Consider the following 18,795-nt stretch of genomic DNA (forward strand, 5'->3'; position numbering starts at 1 on the left):
GCCATGTCAACGATTATTATGGATTTATGCAGTTACACCCGGCTAGGGTTGACCGGATATCTGGTAAGTCGGGGGGTGAAAAAAAGGGAAATCAACAACATTTCCAACGTTGATGAACTCAGTCTCGCCTGTGTCTCTCAACAGCCCGCTGTGGTGTTTATTAATGAGGACTGCTTTATCCACGATCCTGCTAATAGCCAGCAAATAAAGCAAATCATTAATCAACATCCCGGTACATTATTTATTGTGTTTATGGCAATTGCCAACGTACATTTTGATGAATATCTATTAGTAAGAAAAAATTTATTGATTAGTTCTAAGTCGATTAAACCAGATTCATTGGATACACTTCTTGGCGATATTCTGAAAAAGGAAGTGGATATTGTCATTGATGTTAATCTGCCGACACTGTCATTAAGCCGTACCGAGTCCAGCATGCTGCGCATGTGGATGGAGGGTCAGGGAACAATACAGATATCCGACCAAATGAATATCAAGGCCAAGACCGTGTCATCCCATAAGGGGAATATAAAACGAAAGATAAAGACGCATAATAAGCAAGTTATCTATCACGTTGTTCGACTCACGGATAATGTCACCAATGGTATCTTTGTGAATATGCGCTAAGACGTTCTGACTGGTGGCGGATCCACCAGTCAGAATCACTGCAGAACGGGTTTACTCCACTTTTTCCACGAAGATACCATCCTGATGACCTGACTCATTAAAGAACCAGATACCGAGCGGGTAGTCTTCCAGCGAAACCAGGTACATAGTGCCTTCACTAAACTCTTCAATAGCCAGTACCACGCCCGGTCGACGAGGACCGCCGTCCGTTTTGACTGTGACCCGATCATTCACCTTCATAGTTTTCCTCCTGTGGCTTTGTGCCAGTGTAGAACAATTTCCTTTTTCTGGCAGCGCCTGGCTCGTGCGATTGCGGGTTTTATCGACGGTCTATACTTAAGTTGTGCGTATCTGATGTCCGGATGCGCTCCCCCGGTATCCTTAACGGTTGAGAGGTATGAGGATGAAAACCGCGAAAGAGTACAGCGATACGGCCAAGCGTGAAGTCAGCGTCGATGTGGACGCGCTGCTGAAGGCAATCAACGAAATCTGCGAGAGTGAAATTCATCGCAGCCAGGATGACCCGGAACGCGTCAGCGTCGACGGGCGTGATTACCATACATGGCATGAACTGGCCGACGCATTCGAGCTTGATATCCATGATTTTAGCGTGTCGGAAATCAATCGCTGACTGAGGGCGAAAAAAATCCCGGCCCTTATCGGGTCGGGATCAAACTTGCTTATGCAAGAAGCACTTGAAAATTCGTTACACCAGGAAATCTGATGTGAAACAAACCTTATCTGCAATTTTTTTGCCTGACAAGTAAATAATTCTCACTAAAATGATAAATATAACTAATGGTTGAGAGATCGCCCGGTTACGCGCAAGCCAGATGTTCAGGGATCCTGGCACAGCGATCTGCGCTCGCCCGGCACCAGTTCATCTTCACGGAATGCTTCCCGTTTTACGCCAAAGCCGTCGTACCAGCGACACTCCAACATTCCGCTGGCATATCCGGTAACGATCATGCGTGGGCCACCCTCTTTTGAGGTGACTTCCTCACTGACAGAAAAGACCATACCTGCCTCCTGTATCAAGAGAAACCTTTACACCTTAGACGACAAAGAGGCGTTTTGCGTAATCAACCCTGCGACATTTAGTGCGAAACTCCGCGCAGTCTGGCAACAGCTTTAACCAGCAGCACGACTATCCCGCCAATGATAAAACCAAGCACCAGATTCAGCAGGGTTGGAAGCATCAGCGCAATCAATGCACTTTGCTGTTGGGAAAAATGTTCAATCGCATGATGCAATGGTGATATTCCATGCACCACAATTCCGCCGCCGACCAAAAACATCGCCAGCGTGCCGACCACAGAAAGTGTTTTCATCAACCAGGGAGCAACGATCAGCAATCCTTTACCCAGCGACTGGGCAAACGCGCTACGTTTTTCTGCCAGCCAGTACCCAATATCATCGAGCTTAACGATAATCCCGACCAGACCATAGACCCCCACGGTCACCACTAACGCGATGCCCGATAACACCAATACCTGATTCAACAATGGCGCATCCGCTACGATCCCCAACGTAATCGCGACAATCTCAGCAGATAAAATAAAGTCGGTACGTATCGCCCCTTTGATTTTATCCTTCTCAAAGGTGAGCGGATCCTGCGCCGCCAAAGATGTCAGACGCTGCTGACGTTCTTCCGGAGTTTCTTTGTGTTTACGCGCTTCCAGGGTATGGAGAACTTTTTCCACACCTTCAAAACAGAGAAACGCCCCGCCTACCATTAATAAGGGGGTAATCGCCCAGGGAATGAAGGCGCTTATCAATAGCGCCAACGGCACAAGGATAACTTTGTTAACAAACGATCCCTTCGCCACGCTCCAGACCACCGGGAGTTCGCGATTCGCCCGCACGCCCGACACCTGCTGCGCGTTAAGCGACAGGTCATCTCCCAGTACGCCCGCGGTTTTTTTCGCGGCCAGTTTTCCCATGACGGAGATATCATCCAGCAGCGTGGCGATATCATCGAGTAAGGTCAATAAGCTACTTCCTGCCAAAATTTCTACCCTCAATATTATTTTTTTGCAGTCATAAGTATGAAGTAAAACACGCAATGCTGAAACTGACCTTTCTGGTCAACAAATTTTTAACATCGGCAGGTAATTATAAATCTCGCCAGCAAGATAGTTTTAACGTTTACTATGTTGCACCTTTTTATTTCCACCGTGAGGGATTATGCGTTTCAGGCAATTGCTACCGCTTTTCAGTGCGCTTTTCGCGCTGTACATCATTTGGGGTTCCACGTACTTCGTTATTCGCATTGGCGTTGAAAGCTGGCCGCCGTTGATGATGGCTGGCGTTCGTTTTCTCTCTGCGGGAATTTTGTTAACCGCATTCTTACTTATTCGCGGACATAAGCTGCCGCCTCTGCGTCAGCTTTTGAACGCCGCGTTAATTGGTATCCTGCTGCTGGCTGTAGGTAACGGACTGGTGACTGTCGCTGAGCATCAAAACGTGCCTTCCGGTATTGCCGCCGTAGTGGTCGCCACCGTGCCGCTGTTTACGCTGTGCTTTAGCCACTTTTTTGGCATTAAAACGCGCAAGCTGGAGTGGATGGGGATCGCAATTGGACTCGCTGGGATCATCATGCTGAACAGCGGAGGTAATTTGAGTGGTAATCCGTGGGGCGCTGTTTTAATCCTCATAGGTTCAATGAGTTGGGCATTTGGATCGGTGTACGGTTCACGCATAACGCTACCCGTTGGCATGATGGCCGGGGCCATTGAAATGTTAGCCGCCGGTATTGTGCTGATGTGCGCCTCGTTGCTTTCCGGGGAAAAGTTGACCACTATGCCAACATTTTCAGGCTTTATGGCGGTCGCCTATCTGGCCCTGTTTGGTTCTATTATTGCCATTAACGCGTATATGTACCTGATCCGCAACGTCAGTCCGGCATTAGCCACCAGCTATGCCTACGTGAACCCGGTTGTCGCCGTATTGTTAGGTACCGGTCTGGGAGGAGAAAGCCTGGCGCCCATCGAATGGCTGGCGCTTGGCGTGATTGTATTTGCGGTAGTACTGGTCACGCTCGGTAAATACTTATTTCCCGCTAAAGCGGACGCCGTTGTGACCCCGTCGGAAAAGACGTTACAGTAAATGAATACCGAGAGTGTCGATCTGCGCGCTGGCGCCACCACCGCAGATCCACTCGATAACACGTTCGGATAACGCGTCATCCCCCAGTTTTTCGCGCCCACGCAGGGCGCACTCCCAGACAATCAGTACACGCCAGCCCAGCGCCTGCAACATTTCACCGTCCCGCGCGTCACGCTGGACATTTTTGCCAATTTTTTCCAGCCAGAATTCCGTTCGTGTTGCGGGGACTTTAAATAGATAGCAGTGGTGATGATGCCAGAAACAACCGTGGGTAAAGATCACACAACGATAATCATCGACCACGAAATCGGGGCGACCGGGTAACGTCGCATCCTGCACGCGAAACGTTACCCCCTGCTCTGTCAGCAAGCTGGCAAGGCGTTTTTCAATGGCAGTATCGCGGGTGGCTATCGCCCGCATATTTTTACTGCGCGTTGCCTTATCGTGAACGTCTGCCATGCAGGTTCTCTTTCTCACGAATAGCAACCGCCTGTTTGATCTTTGGCTCCAGCAGCCTGGCGACCGCCGCAAACGCCGGGACGACCACCGAGTTACCAAACTGACGATATGCCTGCGTGTCCGACACCGGGATCCTGAACTGATAACCCTGAGGTGATTCGAACCCCATCAGACGCGCGCACTCTCTGGGCGTCAACCTGCGAGGACGGTGTCGCTGATTGTGCGGATCATCAAAATCCTTTTCACCCAGCGCCAGATCCCAGCCGCGGTCGATCAAGATCTCCGCCCCATCTTTATAGTAACGCGCCGATAATGTACGCGTTACGCAATCGGGATTGCCGGGATACACCATGCCATAGCCAAACCCATTCCCCCGCGCCTGATGCTTTTTCGCATAGCGATACAGATATTTCCACAGCACCGGCGTCAACACATATTTTGCATCAACGGTCGGCTCAAGCAGCTCCGCCAGCGTAGTGCGCCGCTGAGGATAGCGGGAGATAATATCGCGCAGCGTGAAGTCTGATTTCAGATTTAGATCGCGGCGAAAGCCGACGAGCACAATACGTTCGCGATGCTGAGGCAAGAAATGTTGCCCGTCGATAATTTTCGGATCGTCCGGTCCGTTATCGTCTGCATCCGCCACGTCATAACCCAGCTCGTCCAGCGTTTGCATAATGATGCGGAAAGTTTTTCCCTGATCGTGGCTCTTCAGGTTTTTGACGTTTTCGAGCACAAATATTGCTGGCCGACGCGCATTGATGATGCGCACCACGTCAAAAAAAAGTGTGCCCTGCGTGTCGCAGGCGAAGCCATGAGCACGACCTAACGCGTTTTTCTTTGATACGCCGGCCAGTGAGAATGGCTGACAAGGAAACCCCGCCAACAGCACATCATGCTGAGGAACATGCTGGCGAATATGTTCTGCCGCCTGCTGGTCGCTCACCCCATCATGATGACTGAGGGTGATATCGCGAATATCTTCATTAAAATGGTGCTGGTGAGGATCGCAGTAGTGATTCGCTTTGTAGGTACGCACCGCATGCTTGTTCCACTCACTGGTGAACACACACTGCCCGCCAATCGCCTCAAAGCCGCGACGAATGCCGCCAATACCGGCAAAAAGATCGATAAAGCGAAAAGCATAATGTGGATGATGCGCAGGCGGCGTCGGCAGCAAGGCTTTCAGATGAGCCAGCTCGCCATCGCTGAGACGATGCCATGTCTCATTGGCGACAACTCGCTTAAAGATGGCCGGACTCCAGCGGTTCTCGCCAACACCATTCAGATGAGCAACCAGCGTTTTCACGTCATAAATTTCAAGCAACTTCGCCAAAATCACCTGTGCGGCGGCGTCGTTATCATCTGTCATCGGGTTCATGGAGCCTGCTACTGAAAAATTATCCTGCATACATTTAACCGGCCGAAATGGATAACCGACAGATTAACATAAAATAGCGCGGTTGACGTTGCGGCTGTACTGGCAACTAACGCGCTATAAGGGGTTGAATCGCGTCAAGATCCAGCATTTCATATTCTCCTTTTAACTCCGCACTCAGTTTCGCCATGTACGTCAATAAGAAGTCAGCATTATGTTGCGCCAAATGCCGGCCTTGCGCGGTTTGCATCGTTAGCGGCAGCGTCAACAGTTTGGTCTGGAAGTGATCGAGCGCGTACTGTTTATCATCAAGATTACGCTGCCTGGCAAACGGATCTTCCGCATCAAACAGCGCCACGCCTAACGCCCCGGACACGGCAAATACACGCGCTAAACCAATCGCCCCCAGCGCCTCAAGCCGGTCAGCATCCTGCACAATTTTGGCCTCAAGGGTTTCTGGTACAATTTTGGCGCTGAAACTGTGCGCCTCAATGGCATGGCACACGGCAGGTAATCGTTGGTGTGGAAAGTCAGGGAAATCGTGCATCAAAACGCGACGTGTTTCCTGGGCTGCCATTACCGATGAACGATGACGATCGGGATGATTCTTCGGCAAACTGACGAGATCATGGAAGTAGCATGCCGTCAGCACCACCAGCCAGTCTACGGTCGCATCCGTGCTCAGCTTTTGAGCCGTCTTCCACACACGCCGAAAATGAAAGATGTCGTGAGCAGCGTCGTGCCCTGAATGATTTTCACGCAACCAGGCTTCAAATTTCGACTGCCAGTCATGTCGCTCCATACTCTCACTCTTCGCAAAAAGAAAACCACCTTAGCAACAATTCTCATATCAGACTACCGCCAACCCTGCATATCACCACCATATATTATTTTATGATAGTCATACTTTCTACAAATGTATAATCACCATTAGTCTTGACGAGCAGATAAATTATAAATATGACAGAAAAATAAATAACAAATATCAATAATATATATTTAACAATAAAAATAAACATAAAACATAACTCAATGATAGCAAAGCATTTATCATAAAAATAAAATCATGATAAACATACAATATTAATGATGATAATGCGCTGGTGACATGTTTTGAAATATCTTAAATACATTTGTTACATGTTATATTTTAAATTAAATGAACTTCATAGATAGTATCCAAATGTAGTCTTTCAAATAGTGTTACATATTCATTTTAATTATTATATAAAGGAAATACATAATGAAAAGAAAAGTACTGGCACTGCTTCTCCCTGCTTTATTAGCTGCAGGCGCAGCTAATGCGGCTGAAATTTATAATAAGAACGGCAATAAACTGGATCTGTACGGTAAAGTCGATGGTCTGCGTTATTTCTCTGACGATGCAGGCAGCGATGGCGACATGTCCTATGCACGTCTGGGTTTCAAAGGCGAAACGCAGATCAATGATATGCTGACTGGTTATGGTCAGTGGGAATATAACATTCAGGCCAACGGCACCGAAGGTGACAAAGGCGATTCCTGGACTCGTCTGGCTTTCGCTGGCTTAGGATTTGGTGAGAACGGCACCTTCGATTACGGTCGTAACTATGGCGTCGTCTATGACGTAGAAGCCTGGACCGACATGCTGCCAGAATTTGGTGGCGATACTTACACCCAGACCGACGTGTACATGACCGGTCGTGCTAACGGCGTTGCCACCTATCGCAATAAAGGCTTCTTTGGTCAGGTTGATGGTCTGAACTTCGCCCTGCAGTATCAGGGTAATAACGAAGGTAGCAGCTTAGGTCAGGAAGGTTCCGGTAACAGCACTAACCGTAAACTGGCGAAAGAAAACGGCGACGGCTTCGGTATGTCTACCTCCTATGACTTCGACTTCGGTTTAAGCCTGGGTGCGGCGTACTCCAGTTCCGATCGTACTAACGAGCAAGTTGCAGCTGGCCGCGGCGATCGTAGCTATACCGATAAATATGCTGGTGGCGAAACAGCGGATGCCTGGACTATTGGCGCGAAATATGACGCTAACAACGTGTATCTGGCTGCTATGTACGCAGAAACCCGTAACATGACAGCATACGGCAGCGGCTCTTATAAGAATGCTGCAGGGGAAGATGTTGCGAAAGGCGGTATCGCCAACAAAACGCAAAACTTTGAAGTCACTGCTCAATACCAGTTTGACTTTGGCCTGCGTCCTGCGGTTTCTTTCCTGATGTCTAAAGGTGTTGATTTAGGCGGCTGGGATCGCGACAGCAATGGCAATTACCGCTACACCGACAAAGATCTGGTCAAATATGTTGATGTGGGTATGACTTACTACTTCAACAAAAACATGTCCACCTATGTTGATTATAAAATCAACCTGCTGGATGAAGACGACAGCTTCTACTCTGATAACGGTATCGCGACAGACGACATCGTTGCCGTTGGTTTAGTCTATCAGTTCTAATTGATGCACATACGCGCAAGCCCGCTTCATATGAAGCGGGCTTTTTATTTATATGAAACGTATTTTTTTACCGCACGGGCATGACAACGATAAACTTGTGAGGATACTCAAAGAAAAAAACATCCGTGAGAACTGTCGTTGAAAGCAAGGCGTGCAAGTGCTTGAATAGTGGCGGAGAGAGGGGGATTTGAACCCCCGGTAGAGTTACCCCTACTCCGGTTTTCGAGACCGGTCCATTCAGCCGCTCTGGCATCTCTCCGTTTTGGCGGTTGCCATGATGCCAGGTAATTTGGCATTTTAACAGACCCAGTTCCGTCAATTTCGTTCAAGTGACGAGTTTGCGAGCAAAACGATGATTAAGTGGCCCTGGAAAGAACAAGAAACAACCCGGAGTGACGACTGGCCGTGGGACGACGCCCTGGCTATTCCCCTTTTGGTTAATCTCACCGAGCAAGAACAAGCCAGACTTGTCGCCCTGGCAGAACGCTTTTTACAGCAAAAAAGAATGGTCGCTCTTCAGGGATTTGAGCTGGACCCGCTAAAAAGTGCGCGCATTGCTCTGCTGTTTTGCTTACCTGTTCTGGAACTGGGGATTGAGTGGCTCGACGGGTTTCATGAAGTTCTCATCTACCCTGCCCCGTTTGTCGTAGACGATGAATGGGAAGACGATATTGGGCTGGTGCATAACCAACGCGTTGTACAGTCCGGACAGAGCTGGCAACAAGGCCCAATAATCCTCAACTGGCTTGATATTCAAGATTCCTTTGACGCCTCCGGCTTTAATCTGATCATCCATGAAGTGGCACACAAGCTTGATATGCGTAATGGCGATCGTGCCAGCGGTGTTCCGGCAATCCCCCTGCGCGACATCGCCGGTTGGGAACATGACCTGCATGCCGCAATGAACAATATTCAGGATGAGATCGATCTGGTTGGAGAAACGGCCTGCAGTATAGATGCCTACGCAGCGACCGATCCTGCAGAATGCTTTGCCGTGTTATCCGAGTATTTTTTCAGCGCGCCTGAATTATTTGCTCCGCGTTTTCCTGCCTTATGGCAGCGTTTCATCCAGTTTTATCGCCAGAACCCCATGGAACGGTTACGCGATACCCGGGGAGACGACGATTATCGCTCACCAAATGCGCATTAACACTGAATTTGAAGATTAATTAACCAATTGAAATGACGCGCTAATTTTACTGTTGACACCTCATGGCGAGGTCAGTAATATGCGCCTCGTTCACACGATTCCTCTGTAGTTCAGTCGGTAGAACGGCGGACTGTTAATCCGTATGTCACTGGTTCGAGTCCAGTCAGAGGAGCCAAATTTAAGAAGCCTGCTTAGGAAACTAAGCAGGCTTTTTGCTTTTTATGTCTGTTAAAAAAATGCCTGTAAGAGAGCGCCCAGCCTGCCATAACGCCCCATCCGCCGTTGCATCACATCGTTGATTAAAGTTGTGTAAATGTAAATCGTTTAAACTTTGCACTTATTGTAAGTGCTAGTGATTATCATTTATTGTACGCGAGCCAAAAGAACGAGCCTTGCTCGGTTCACTGTATGTTCCAATTACTCTGGGATAAAAACGATGAATGCTCTGCCTCGCACCGGATTGCGCCGTATCACGCTTGCCTCTGCCCTCGTCTTCTCTGTCAGCCTGCCTGCTTTCGCTCAGGAAACGTTAACGCTTTATACCACCCGCGAACCGGGTCTGATCCAGCCTTTACTTGACAGCTGGACTAAAACCAGCGGCATCAAAGTGAGTACGGTCTATATCAAAGACGGTATGCTTGAGCGTGTTAAGGCTGAAGGCAAAAACTCGCCTGCCGACCTGCTGATGACCGTCGATGCCGGTAATCTCATCGATTTAGTTGAAGCCGGTGTAACCCAGCCGGTAGAGTCAGAAGTACTGAAAGCCGCCATTCCTGCGAATCTGCGCGGTGCGGATAATCAGTGGTTTGCGCTTTCTATGCGCGCTCGCGTGCTGTATGCCGAGAAGTCGCTGCCAATCGATAACTGGCATTACGAACAGCTCGCCAGCCCTGAATACAAAGGAAAAGTCTGTATTCGCTCCGGCCAGCACCCGTACAACACGGCGCTGATCGCCGCGATGATTGCCCATCATGGCGAAGCCAAAACCGAAGAATGGCTGCGCGGCGTGAAGGCTAACCTGGCACGTAAAGCCACCGGCGGCGACCGCGATGTTGCCCGCGATATCCTCGGCGGAATTTGTGATATTGGTCTGGCTAACTCCTATTACGTCGGTCATATGAAGAACGCCAAAGAAGGCAGCGATGCGCGTCAGTGGGGCGATGCCATAAAAGTCGTTAAACCCACCTTTGAAAATGGCGGTACGCACGTCAACATCAGCGGTGCAGCCGTTGCCCGCTATGCGCCGAATAAAGCCGATGCCGTTAAGCTGATGGAATATCTGGTTTCGGCGCCTGCCCAGCAGCAGTACGCGAAAGCGAACTTCGAATATCCGGTACTGAAAGGCGTAACGCTTGACCCGGTTATCAGCGCCACAATCGGTGAAATCGATGTCGATAAAACGCCGCTAACCGAAATCGTGAAGTATCGTAAACAAGCTAGCCTGCTGGTAGATAAAGTTGGATTCGATCAATAAACCTCTGCAGTTTCCGACGTTACGCGGCCTGGTTTCCGGGCCGCAGTCATTATTAACGCCGTTGCATCTTGGCGCGCTGTGCGTCGCACTTGGCGTCCTGACCCCTGTCGTTGCGCTGATCTGGCAGGCCACCCAGGCCGATTTATCCCACTGGGATAATCTCATGACATATGTACTGCCATCTGCGCTAAAAAACACCGTGCTGTTGCTCGCAGGTGTCGCTGTAATGGTCGGTGTCATTGGCGTAGGCAGCGCATGGGCGGTGACGGCATGGGATTTCCCTGGGCGAAAAATTCTCAGTTGGGCGCTGCTGTTGCCGCTGGCGATGCCGACCTACATCGTCGCCTTTGCGTGGCTCGATCTGTTGCATCCGATAGGTCCCCTGCAAACCTTTATCCGTTTCTTACTGGGATTTGACAGCCCGCGACAATTCCGCCTGCCAGATTTACGTTCTCTTTCCGGCGCAATAATTCTGCTCGGATTAGTGCTTTATCCTTACGTCTACCTGACAACCCGCGCTATGTTTATCAGCCAGCCGGCCCATTTACTGGAAGCTGCGCGTACGCTGGGATGCAGCGCGACCGGAACCTTTTTTCGCGTCGCTCTCCCCATGGCTCGCCCGGCACTGGCCGTTGGGATCAGTCTGGCACTGCTGGAAACGCTCAACGATATTGGCGCGTCAGAATTCCTCGGGGTACAGACCTTAACGGTTACCGTGTACACCACGTGGATCTCGCGTTCTGATTTATCTGCCGCGGCGCAAATCGCCTGCATGATGCTGATGTTTATATTTTTTATTCTGACGCTGGAATTTTATGGCCGCAGAAAACAGGGTTTCAGCAGCCGCAGTCTGCGGGAAATTCAACCCACGCGCGTGCAGGGCTGGCGTGGCTGGCTGCTCGGTGGCGTTATTTCACTGCCGGTTGTGCTGGGTTTTCTGGCCCCGGTCCTGTTTTTAATTTGGGAAAGCGCCAAACGCATAGGCGATGAGAACCCAATATCCTCCTCGTTACTGTCAGCATTACAAAATACGCTATCACTGGCGGCGGGAACCACGCTGGTGGTGGTGTGTGTCAGTATGCTGGTTGCCTGGAGCGCGCGCCACAGCGCCGCAGATAACGCGATGCCGGGATTTCGTCGCGGTGTAATGCGTCTGGCGTCTTTAGGCTATGCGGTTCCCGGCACCATTCTGGCGATTGGTTTTTTAACCCCCGCCATGGCTGTCGACCGCTGGCTGGCTGATTTACTTGATGTTCGCGGCCTGCCGCTGATGTCTGCAGGGATCCTGCTGGTAATTTGTTGTGCCATGCGTTTCCAGGCAATTGCTATCGGCGCGCTGGACTCCGGCCTGGGGCGCATCCCGCCGTCGCTGGAACAGGCTTCACGTCTGCTGGGTGAGAATGGTGCGGGCACATTTGCACGGGTTCATTTCCCATTGCTGCGCCCGGCGTTAGTGAGTAGCGCCCTGCTGGTTTTTGCCGATGCCATGAAAGAACTGCCAACCACGTTGCTTTTGCGCCCGGTAAACTTCGAAACGCTGGCAACGTTGCTGTATGCGGAAGCCGCCCGTGGAACCTATGAAGAAGGCGCTATCGCCGCGCTAATGATTGTTTTAGCTGGCACGCTACCGGTTATTTTGTTGGTGCGTCATCAGATGACTCGCCGTGGTTAAGAGAGCAACAATGTCAGAAAATGCATTACGACTCCAGGATGTGCACGTTGCCTACGGTAACAGCCAGCAATCGGTACTGAGCGGATTTTCAATGTCGGTACGTAAAGGAGAAATCGCCTGTCTGCTGGGCGCTTCAGGCTGTGGAAAAACTACGGTGCTACGCGCAGTTGCCGGATTTGAACGGCTGCGAAGCGGAGAGATCTATGTGTCACAGCGCCGCGTTGCCGGTCCCGGGGTTCATCTGCCGCCGGAGAAACGTCATGTCGGCATGGTCTTTCAGGAATATGCGCTGTTCCCCCACCTGACCGCGCAGCAAAACGTGGCCTTTGGATTACGACGTATGCCACGCGAGGAGCAGCTGGTTCGGGTGGCGGAGCTGTTAAAAATGGTGGAGTTGCACAGCCATGCCAGCCGTTATCCGCATGAACTTTCCGGCGGGCAGCAGCAGCGTATCGCGCTTGCGCGCGCGTTGGCCCCGCATCCGGAAATCCTGCTGCTCGATGAGCCTTTCTCCAGCCTGGATAAGCGTACGCGTGAGCGTCTTGGCAACGAGGTACGGGATATTTTACGCGCCGCCGGGCAAACGGCACTGCTGGTTACCCACAGCGAACACGAAGCGCAGCTGATGGCTGACCATATTGGCGTGGTAAAAATAGGGCAGTATCAAATTAAAACAGCGACCCACCCTGGCTAAAGGTACCGGGTCGCCGTGATAATTAATAGTGCGTCTGAACCAGACTGATGTTCACCGGCATGCCGGAGCGTCTTTCCAGCGCCTGATTTCCGCGACTCACATCCACGTCATTCCCGCTGATGAAAGTGCGCAACGCGGGAGTGACTGGCAAGGGAACCTGTCTGTCAGACTCATATTCCGAACGGTTTCGTGACAGGGGTTCATGCACTTCCACCCAACGACTGCCGTCGGGCTCTACGCTGTATTTCACCGGTCGGTCTATCAGTTGCACACGCGTCCCAACCGGGACGGTATCAAACAGATATTTAATGTCATCATTTCGCAAACGGATGCAACCCTGGCTGACCCGCAGACCAATGCCAAAATTCGCATTTGTGCCATGTATGGCATAAAGCCTGCCGATATAAATCGCATACAGCCCCATCGGGTTATCTGGTCCAGCGGGCACAAACGCAGGCAAGGATTCCCCGCGTGCGGCGTATTCACGGCGGGTATTCGGCGTCGGCGTCCAGCTCGGCGCTTCCTGCTTACGCTCGACCGCCGTCACCCAGTTACGCGGCGTTTCTCTTCCCGCCTGACCAATGCCAATGGGTAAAACTTCAACCGTATTACTGCCAGCGGGATAATAGTAAAGGCGCATTTCTGCGACGTTAATGACGATCCCCTCGCGCACGGTATCCGGTAAAATCAGTTGCTGAGGCACAACCAGCGTTGAGCCAGACTGAGGCAGAAAAACATCTACGCCGGGATTGGCTTCAAGCATGTTGCTCAACCCCTGCCCGTACTGCGCGGCAAAGGCTTCCAACGGCTGAGTGTTTCCTGAAGGGACCGTAATAGTCAAAGGGCTTCCCACCAGGCGACTTCCTTCTGGCGGCAGCGGATAGCTCACCGCCTGCGCGCCCTGACATGCGAGCAGCATAATGAGTGAACAAAGCAGTTTCACACGACGCATCTTTTTCCTTTCCTTCGTCGCAGCAGACATCCGTTAATTATAGCTTTTATTATCTGTTTTAGTGGGTTACGTCTAAAATGTGCATAAAAAACCCCGCCATCCCGCGGGGTTCAGGGCTCACGTAACTACGCTTCCTTACCATCCGGAAGCACAATGTTACTGGCGGCGAGCTGCCCCATGTTGGAGTACATTGCACAGGCCGCTTCAATAATCGGCATCGCCAGCGCGGCCCCGCTACCTTCGCCCAAACGCATCCCCATGTTGAGGTACGGATCCAATTCAAGATGGGACAGCGCAGTGCGAGCGCCCTTCTCAGCGGAGAAGTGTGATGGGATCAGGTAAGGTTTAATCTGCGGCGCAATCTGGCTGGCCGCCAACGCAGCAGAGTAAGAGAGAAAACCGTCCAGCACCACAGGCAGGCCACAGGAGGCCGCCCCCAGCATCACCCCCGCCATACCGACAAGATCAAACCCGCCAACCTTAGCCAGCACATCGATACCGTCATTACGATCCGGTTGGTTGACGGCAATAGCTCGCCGCACAACCTCAACTTTATTGCCTACCCGGGAAAGCGGCAGGTTAGCGCCGATACCTACCACATCCTCAGCATCGCTGCCGGTCAGCACGCTGACGATTGCTGCTGCAGGTGTCGTATTTGCCATACCAAGTTCACCAACGCCAAACAGCGTTACACCGTCTTTGGCCAACTCATGAGTATAACGAATAACTTCCAGCAGCAGTTCTTCGGCCTGCGAACGGCTCATTGCCGGGCCTTGGGCAATATTGCCGCAGCCGCGCGCCACGCGCATGTTCACCACGCCAGGAATAGGTTCGGCATCAATACCGACATCAATCACATGTACCTTTGCCCCCGCCTGCGCGGCCAGCACACAAACGCCGGTTGTCCCGCGCGTCATATTCGCGGCCTGAATAGCCGTGACGATTTTAGGCGAAACAGCAACCCCTTCATCCCACACGCCGTGATCGGCACACATCACCAGCATCGCTTTGCCGTTCACATGCGGGGTGCCTTTCAGGCCAGGCATACCGGCCAGTTGTACGGCGAGCGATTCGAGCCGCCCAAGGCTTCCCGGCGGTTTAAGCAAGCCGTCGATATGCTGTTGTGCACGCCGCATCGCAGCACTATCAGGTGTTGGGATTGCGCGGAGTAAAGAGGTTAAAGTCTGCATAAGGGTTCCAGTATGTTGGCTGACTCAGAGCAGAGCCAGCAGGAAAATCAACTCGCCAAGTTCAATGGCTGCGCCCAGCGTATCGCCGGTCTGCCCACCCAACGTGCGTTTTAATAACTGCCCAAGAATAAAAATCGCCACTATCGTAACAACCAGCGCTGCAACGCCGCGCATGCCGGGAAGAAGCACGGCAGCCAGGATCGCCGCGAATCCCAACGTGACGCAGGTTTGACGCCCGGTGACTTTACCAATAAAGACATTACCCAGCCCTTCTTCGCGGGCGTAACGATGTCGATACATCAGCAAAACAGCGGTACCCCGTCCGGCGACACACGCTGCAGCAAGCGCCGCCAGCATCGGTGTGCCACGCAAAGCCAGTTCGCTCACCACCAGCACTTTCGCCAGCAACACGAAAATTAACGCCAGTCCGCCGTGGGTTCCCAGGCGGCTGTCACGCATGATTTCCAGCATCCGCTCACGTCGACGGGCAGAAAAAATGCCGTCACAGGTATCCGCCAGCCCGTCGAGATGAAATCCCCCGGTCAATAACGCCAGGGTAAGGACGGCAAACAGAGCCGCCAATGGCACTCCGCACCAGGGCTGTAGCGCCATAAAGACCAGCCCCGTCAGGCCTCCCAGCACCACGCCAATCAAGGGGAACATCACAATACCGCGCGAATAGTGCTCGAAATCCAGTCCTTGCGACCAGCGTGCAGGAACGGGCAAGCGACTGATAAAAGAGAGCATTGCCCAGAACAACTTACTCATTTAATTTTGACTCCAATTCCTGATACCACCAGCCAGACCTCATCAGCTGCCGCCGCCAGTCGCTGGTTCACGCGTCCTGCAATATCGCGAAAATGCCGTGCCAGACGGTTTTCCGGAACAATCCCCATTCCCACTTCGTTGGTGACCAGCACCACCTTTGCCGGGCAGCGCTGACAGGCAGCAATCAGCGAACGGATTTCGTCGTCGATGGACTGCTCCATCGCCGCGTAATCCCAGCTATCCGGGTCACTGTCACCGCCCAGCGCAAACAGCAGATTAGTCACCATCGTGGTAATGCACTCCAGTAGAATGGCTTCTTGCGGATTGTTCGTTGCCGTTATCAGTTCATCCAGATGTTGCCAGCGCTCGGCTGTACGCCAGTGCGCAGGGCGTCCATCGCGATGATGCTGAATTCGCGCAGCCATCTCCTCATCAAAAATCTGCGAAGTTGCGATATACAAAACGTTTGGAGAATCAGCGATCAGCGCCTCCGCATGCCGACTCTTGCCGCTTCGTGCGCCGCCCGTAACCAGAATAATCATACTGGCTCCCGGTGTTGCTGCATGATGGTATAAATTTTCTCAATATCGATGTGTTGCCGCATCGCATCCGCCAGCAGATCAAACTGCTGCGATTTATATTGCGCGTAATGGAAGGTGGAATCCAGCGGGGCTAATCCTTTACGCTCTCGCAGGCCATTCACCAGCGCACGGGTAAATTCATCGCTGTCGAACAGACCGTGAAGGTAGGTGCCGAACGCCAGACCATCCGGAGTGACCGCGCCGTCAGCCACATTGCCGCCGTCTTTTCGCAGCGTCATCACCGACCGGCATTCTTCAGTTAACGTCGTTTCGCCCATGTGGATTTCATAACCGCGAACGGATAACCCCGCCGTGCCTGCCAGCCAGTCGGGCAGCGAGGAGGACATTTGCCCTTCAACCAGGGTGGTGGTTTTATGCTGGGCAAAATGGGTTACGGTATTGAGCAAGCCCAGCCCCGGCAGCGTACCGAGTCCTGACTCCACGTCATCAATGATGGTATCGCCGAGCATTTGGTAACCGCCGCAAATCCCCACCACCGGTACGTTATTACGATGCAATTGCACGACGCCGTGCGCCATGCCGCTTTCACGCAGCCACACCAGATCGCCCAGCGTATTTTTGCTGCCGGGCAGAATCACCAGATCGGCCCCCGCCAGCTCTTCTGGCTGGCGAACATAGCGCACGCGCACATCCGGTTGTGCGGCAAGCGCATTGAAATCCGTAAAGTTAGAAATGTGCGGTATTTGAACCACCGCGATGTCGATGTCGCGTTTGTCTGTGCGCAAATATTTGCCCTTTTGCAGCGCAACGCCATCTTCATCTTCCAGATCAACATCCAGCCAGGGCATGACGCCCAGTACCGGAACGTCGGTCAGCGCTTCAATTTGCTCAATACCGGAGTGCAGCAGCGTCACATCACCGCGAAACTTATTGATGATCACCCCTTTGACCCGCGCGCGTTCGTGATCGTGCAACAGCGCCAGCGTGCCATAAATGGAGGCAAACACCCCGCCGCGATCGATATCTGCCACCAGAATGACAGGACATTGCGCCATTTCAGCCATGCCCATATTGACGATATCGCGATCGCGCAGGTTAATCTCAGCCGGACTTCCCGCGCCTTCCAGCACCAGTACATCGAATTCCTGCGCCAGGCTGTTGTAAACTGACAGGATTTGATCCCGCAGACGCGGTTTGTACTCGTGGTAACTCACCGCGTCCATATCGGTCGCCACTTTGCCCATCAGCACGACCTGCGCTTTACGATCGCTGGTTGGCTTAAGCAGCACCGGATTCATACGCACATCTGGCGTAATGCCGGCAGCCTCAGCCTGAAAGATTTGCGCGCGGCCCATCTCTTTGCCCTCTGGCGTAATACCAGAGTTCAGCGCCATATTCTGCGATTTGAACGGTGCGGTACGCAGCCCATCCTGATAAAAAATTCGACACAGCCCGGCGACCAACACGCTTTTACCCACATCAGATGCCGTTCCCTGCAACATTATTGCCTGCGTCATGACGCCTCCTTCAGTGCGTTCTCTCGCATACAACTAAAAAATTCAGCCTCTGTTTTACACAGCGGGAAGCCCAGCTCAGTATGCAGCTTCACCAGCCAGGGCTGAGTTAGTCCCGCTTGTTCAATCAGTTCCGTCTGGGCGAAAACGTCACCCGGCGTGCCATGCGTTAGCACTTCGCCCCGGCGCAAAACGTAAACTGCATCGCTGACCTCATAGATAAGATCGATATCATGGCTGGAGATAACCACGTGATTTCCTTGCGCTACGATGCGTTTGATTATCTCAATCATCTGCGTGCGACCTGAAGGGTCAAGGCCTGCAGTAGGTTCATCCAATAGCAAATACTGCGCCTGCAACACCAATGCCCCAGCAATCGCCACACGTTTTTTTTGCCCGTGGCTTAAACACTGAATAGGCTGATGGCGAAAATGCTGGGCGTCGACCAGCGTGAGCGCATCGTCCACCCGACGGGAGATTTCAGCCTCATCCACGCCAAGGTTGCGCAGGCTGAAGGCAATGTCGCTGTCGATATCGGTATAAAAGATTTGCTGATCGGGGTCCTGAAAGACGGTTGCCACCTGCTGACGTAGCGCCAGCAAGCCGCGTTTGCTGTAATCCAGCGGTTTGCCTTGCCACATCACTGTGCCTTGCTGCGGGCGCAGTAAGCCACTCAGGTTCATAAATAGCGTAGATTTCCCGCAGCCATTGGCACCGACCAGCCCGGTGACGGCATGCGTAGAAAAGTCCAGCGTTAGCCCTTTGAGGATGGGGTCATCCTGATAGCGAAACCAAAGCGCTGAGGTGGCAAGCATACTTAT

Annotated in this window: 20 protein-coding genes and 2 tRNA genes; 9 read left to right on the forward strand and 13 right to left on the reverse strand. The window is 52.1% G+C overall.

The window, feature by feature from the left end; all coding sequences use genetic code 11:
- Window positions 1-3 precede the first annotated feature (3 nt).
- Window positions 4-627 (forward strand): transcriptional regulator RcsA, encoded by a 624-nt coding sequence (gene rcsA, locus LA337_14155; GenBank protein ID UBI14332.1) that lies wholly within the window; start codon window positions 4-6, stop codon window positions 625-627.
- Window positions 628-678: 51 nt separating this feature from the next.
- Here rcsA and dsrB read toward each other — a convergent pair whose 3' ends face one another.
- A complete protein-coding gene (dsrB, locus tag LA337_14160) occupies window positions 679-867 on the reverse strand; it encodes a protein DsrB (GenBank protein ID UBI14333.1) in 189 nt (62 codons plus the stop codon).
- A gap of 163 nt (window positions 868-1,030) precedes the next feature.
- Here dsrB and yodD point away from each other — a divergent pair, with 163 nt between their 5' ends.
- On the forward strand, window positions 1,031-1,258 hold the full coding sequence (yodD, locus tag LA337_14165) for a YodD family peroxide/acid resistance protein (GenBank protein UBI14334.1): 228 nt from the start codon (window positions 1,031-1,033) through the stop codon (window positions 1,256-1,258).
- 206 nt (window positions 1,259-1,464) lie between these two features.
- Here the strand turns inward: yodD and LA337_14170 are convergent, their stop codons facing one another.
- Both LA337_14170 and LA337_14175 read right to left on the reverse strand, forming a co-directional pair.
- The gene (locus tag LA337_14170; protein ID UBI14335.1) at window positions 1,465-1,647 is read right to left on the reverse strand and encodes a DUF2158 domain-containing protein; all 183 of its coding nucleotides are present in this window, start codon (window positions 1,645-1,647) and stop codon (window positions 1,465-1,467) included.
- A 77-nt stretch (window positions 1,648-1,724) separates the two neighbouring features.
- Complete coding sequence (locus LA337_14175) at window positions 1,725-2,639, reverse strand: DUF808 domain-containing protein (protein UBI18474.1); 915 nt, start codon at window positions 2,637-2,639, stop codon at window positions 1,725-1,727.
- 175 nt (window positions 2,640-2,814) lie between these two features.
- Between LA337_14175 and yedA the strand changes: the two genes are divergently transcribed.
- Window positions 2,815-3,735 carry a drug/metabolite exporter YedA gene (gene yedA / locus LA337_14180; GenBank protein ID UBI14336.1) on the forward strand — a complete coding sequence of 307 codons (921 nt, stop codon included), beginning with the start codon at window positions 2,815-2,817 and terminating at the stop codon, window positions 3,733-3,735.
- Here yedA and LA337_14185 read toward each other — a convergent pair.
- From LA337_14185 to LA337_14195, 3 genes are all read right to left on the reverse strand, one after another.
- A complete protein-coding gene (locus LA337_14185; GenBank protein ID UBI14337.1) occupies window positions 3,727-4,194 on the reverse strand; it encodes a very short patch repair endonuclease in 468 nt (155 codons plus the stop codon). The genes yedA and LA337_14185 overlap by 9 nt on opposite strands.
- Window positions 4,175-5,605 (reverse strand): DNA cytosine methyltransferase, encoded by a 1,431-nt coding sequence (locus tag LA337_14190; protein ID UBI14338.1) that lies wholly within the window; start codon window positions 5,603-5,605, stop codon window positions 4,175-4,177. Before LA337_14190 ends, LA337_14185 begins: the two co-directional genes overlap by 20 nt.
- 76 nt (window positions 5,606-5,681) lie before the next feature.
- The gene (locus LA337_14195) at window positions 5,682-6,374 is read right to left on the reverse strand and encodes a phosphohydrolase (protein ID UBI14339.1); all 693 of its coding nucleotides are present in this window, start codon (window positions 6,372-6,374) and stop codon (window positions 5,682-5,684) included.
- A gap of 441 nt (window positions 6,375-6,815) precedes the next feature.
- Between LA337_14195 and ompC the strand changes: the two genes are divergently transcribed.
- Window positions 6,816-8,018, forward strand: a complete 1,203-nt coding sequence (ompC, locus tag LA337_14200) for a porin OmpC (GenBank protein ID UBI14340.1) — start codon at window positions 6,816-6,818, stop codon at window positions 8,016-8,018.
- Window positions 8,019-8,187: 169 nt separating this feature from the next.
- On the opposite strand, the gene LA337_14205 is transcribed toward ompC, so the two are convergent.
- Window positions 8,188-8,277: transfer RNA gene (locus LA337_14205), tRNA-Ser, on the reverse strand.
- A gap of 93 nt (window positions 8,278-8,370) precedes the next feature.
- Here LA337_14205 and mtfA point away from each other — a divergent pair.
- From mtfA to LA337_14230, 5 genes are all read left to right on the forward strand, one after another.
- Complete coding sequence (mtfA, locus tag LA337_14210) at window positions 8,371-9,168, forward strand: DgsA anti-repressor MtfA (GenBank protein ID UBI14341.1); 798 nt, start codon at window positions 8,371-8,373, stop codon at window positions 9,166-9,168.
- A gap of 99 nt (window positions 9,169-9,267) precedes the next feature.
- Window positions 9,268-9,343: transfer RNA gene (locus LA337_14215), tRNA-Asn, on the forward strand.
- A gap of 261 nt (window positions 9,344-9,604) precedes the next feature.
- Entirely contained in the window at window positions 9,605-10,642 is a 1,038-nt protein-coding gene (locus tag LA337_14220) for an extracellular solute-binding protein (GenBank protein UBI14342.1), read from the forward strand.
- Window positions 10,626-12,314, forward strand: coding sequence for an iron ABC transporter permease (locus LA337_14225; GenBank protein UBI14343.1), 1,689 nt, complete (start codon window positions 10,626-10,628; stop codon window positions 12,312-12,314). Before LA337_14220 ends, LA337_14225 begins: the two co-directional genes overlap by 17 nt.
- Window positions 12,315-12,324: 10 nt before the next feature.
- Window positions 12,325-13,008 (forward strand): ABC transporter ATP-binding protein, encoded by a 684-nt coding sequence (locus tag LA337_14230; protein UBI14344.1) that lies wholly within the window; start codon window positions 12,325-12,327, stop codon window positions 13,006-13,008.
- A 22-nt stretch (window positions 13,009-13,030) separates the two neighbouring features.
- On the opposite strand, the gene ldtA is transcribed toward LA337_14230, so the two are convergent.
- From ldtA to LA337_14260, 6 genes are all read right to left on the reverse strand, one after another.
- A complete protein-coding gene (gene ldtA / locus LA337_14235; GenBank protein UBI14345.1) occupies window positions 13,031-13,960 on the reverse strand; it encodes a L,D-transpeptidase in 930 nt (309 codons plus the stop codon).
- A 125-nt stretch (window positions 13,961-14,085) separates the two neighbouring features.
- Entirely contained in the window at window positions 14,086-15,150 is a 1,065-nt protein-coding gene (gene cobT, locus LA337_14240) for a nicotinate-nucleotide--dimethylbenzimidazole phosphoribosyltransferase (GenBank protein ID UBI14346.1), read from the reverse strand.
- A 24-nt stretch (window positions 15,151-15,174) separates the two neighbouring features.
- On the reverse strand, window positions 15,175-15,918 hold the full coding sequence (gene cobS / locus LA337_14245) for an adenosylcobinamide-GDP ribazoletransferase (protein ID UBI14347.1): 744 nt from the start codon (window positions 15,916-15,918) through the stop codon (window positions 15,175-15,177).
- Entirely contained in the window at window positions 15,915-16,460 is a 546-nt protein-coding gene (cobU, locus tag LA337_14250; protein UBI14348.1) for a bifunctional adenosylcobinamide kinase/adenosylcobinamide-phosphate guanylyltransferase, read from the reverse strand. The genes cobS and cobU overlap by 4 nt, the downstream gene beginning before the upstream one ends.
- Window positions 16,457-17,977: a cobyric acid synthase gene (locus LA337_14255; protein ID UBI14349.1), complete on the reverse strand. Its 1,521-nt coding sequence runs from the start codon at window positions 17,975-17,977 to the stop codon at window positions 16,457-16,459. The genes cobU and LA337_14255 overlap by 4 nt, the downstream gene beginning before the upstream one ends.
- Complete coding sequence (locus LA337_14260) at window positions 17,974-18,789, reverse strand: energy-coupling factor ABC transporter ATP-binding protein (GenBank protein UBI14350.1); 816 nt, start codon at window positions 18,787-18,789, stop codon at window positions 17,974-17,976. Before LA337_14260 ends, LA337_14255 begins: the two co-directional genes overlap by 4 nt.
- Between the last annotated feature and the right edge of the window lie 6 nt (window positions 18,790-18,795).

It is taken from the genome of Citrobacter europaeus (assembly GCA_020099315.1).
Taxonomy (GTDB): Bacteria; Pseudomonadota; Gammaproteobacteria; order Enterobacterales; family Enterobacteriaceae; genus Citrobacter; species Citrobacter europaeus.

What these genes read in the sequence shown, in the direction of transcription:
- yedA (UBI14336.1), top strand. Translation starts at nt 2,815, where the DNA reads ATGCGTTTCAGGCAATTGCTACCGCTTTTCAGTGCGCTTTTCGCGCTG.
- mtfA (UBI14341.1), top strand. Translation starts at nt 8,371, where the DNA reads ATGATTAAGTGGCCCTGGAAAGAACAAGAAACAACCCGGAGTGACGAC.
- LA337_14195 (UBI14339.1), bottom strand. Translation starts at nt 6,374, where the DNA reads ATGGAGCGACATGACTGGCAGTCGAAATTTGAAGCCTGGTTGCGTGAA.
- ompC (UBI14340.1), top strand. Translation starts at nt 6,816, where the DNA reads ATGAAAAGAAAAGTACTGGCACTGCTTCTCCCTGCTTTATTAGCTGCA.
- LA337_14190 (UBI14338.1), bottom strand. Translation starts at nt 5,605, where the DNA reads ATGCAGGATAATTTTTCAGTAGCAGGCTCCATGAACCCGATGACAGAT.
- rcsA (UBI14332.1), top strand. Translation starts at nt 4, where the DNA reads ATGTCAACGATTATTATGGATTTATGCAGTTACACCCGGCTAGGGTTG.
- LA337_14220 (UBI14342.1), top strand. Translation starts at nt 9,605, where the DNA reads ATGAATGCTCTGCCTCGCACCGGATTGCGCCGTATCACGCTTGCCTCT.
- cobT (UBI14346.1), bottom strand. Translation starts at nt 15,150, where the DNA reads ATGCAGACTTTAACCTCTTTACTCCGCGCAATCCCAACACCTGATAGT.
- yodD (UBI14334.1), top strand. Translation starts at nt 1,031, where the DNA reads ATGAAAACCGCGAAAGAGTACAGCGATACGGCCAAGCGTGAAGTCAGC.
- dsrB (UBI14333.1), bottom strand. Translation starts at nt 867, where the DNA reads ATGAAGGTGAATGATCGGGTCACAGTCAAAACGGACGGCGGTCCTCGT.
- ldtA (UBI14345.1), bottom strand. Translation starts at nt 13,960, where the DNA reads ATGCGTCGTGTGAAACTGCTTTGTTCACTCATTATGCTGCTCGCATGT.
- LA337_14260 (UBI14350.1), bottom strand. Translation starts at nt 18,789, where the DNA reads ATGCTTGCCACCTCAGCGCTTTGGTTTCGCTATCAGGATGACCCCATC.
- LA337_14230 (UBI14344.1), top strand. Translation starts at nt 12,325, where the DNA reads ATGTCAGAAAATGCATTACGACTCCAGGATGTGCACGTTGCCTACGGT.
- LA337_14255 (UBI14349.1), bottom strand. Translation starts at nt 17,977, where the DNA reads ATGACGCAGGCAATAATGTTGCAGGGAACGGCATCTGATGTGGGTAAA.
- cobS (UBI14347.1), bottom strand. Translation starts at nt 15,918, where the DNA reads ATGAGTAAGTTGTTCTGGGCAATGCTCTCTTTTATCAGTCGCTTGCCC.
- LA337_14185 (UBI14337.1), bottom strand. Translation starts at nt 4,194, where the DNA reads ATGGCAGACGTTCACGATAAGGCAACGCGCAGTAAAAATATGCGGGCG.
- LA337_14170 (UBI14335.1), bottom strand. Translation starts at nt 1,647, where the DNA reads ATGGTCTTTTCTGTCAGTGAGGAAGTCACCTCAAAAGAGGGTGGCCCA.
- cobU (UBI14348.1), bottom strand. Translation starts at nt 16,460, where the DNA reads ATGATTATTCTGGTTACGGGCGGCGCACGAAGCGGCAAGAGTCGGCAT.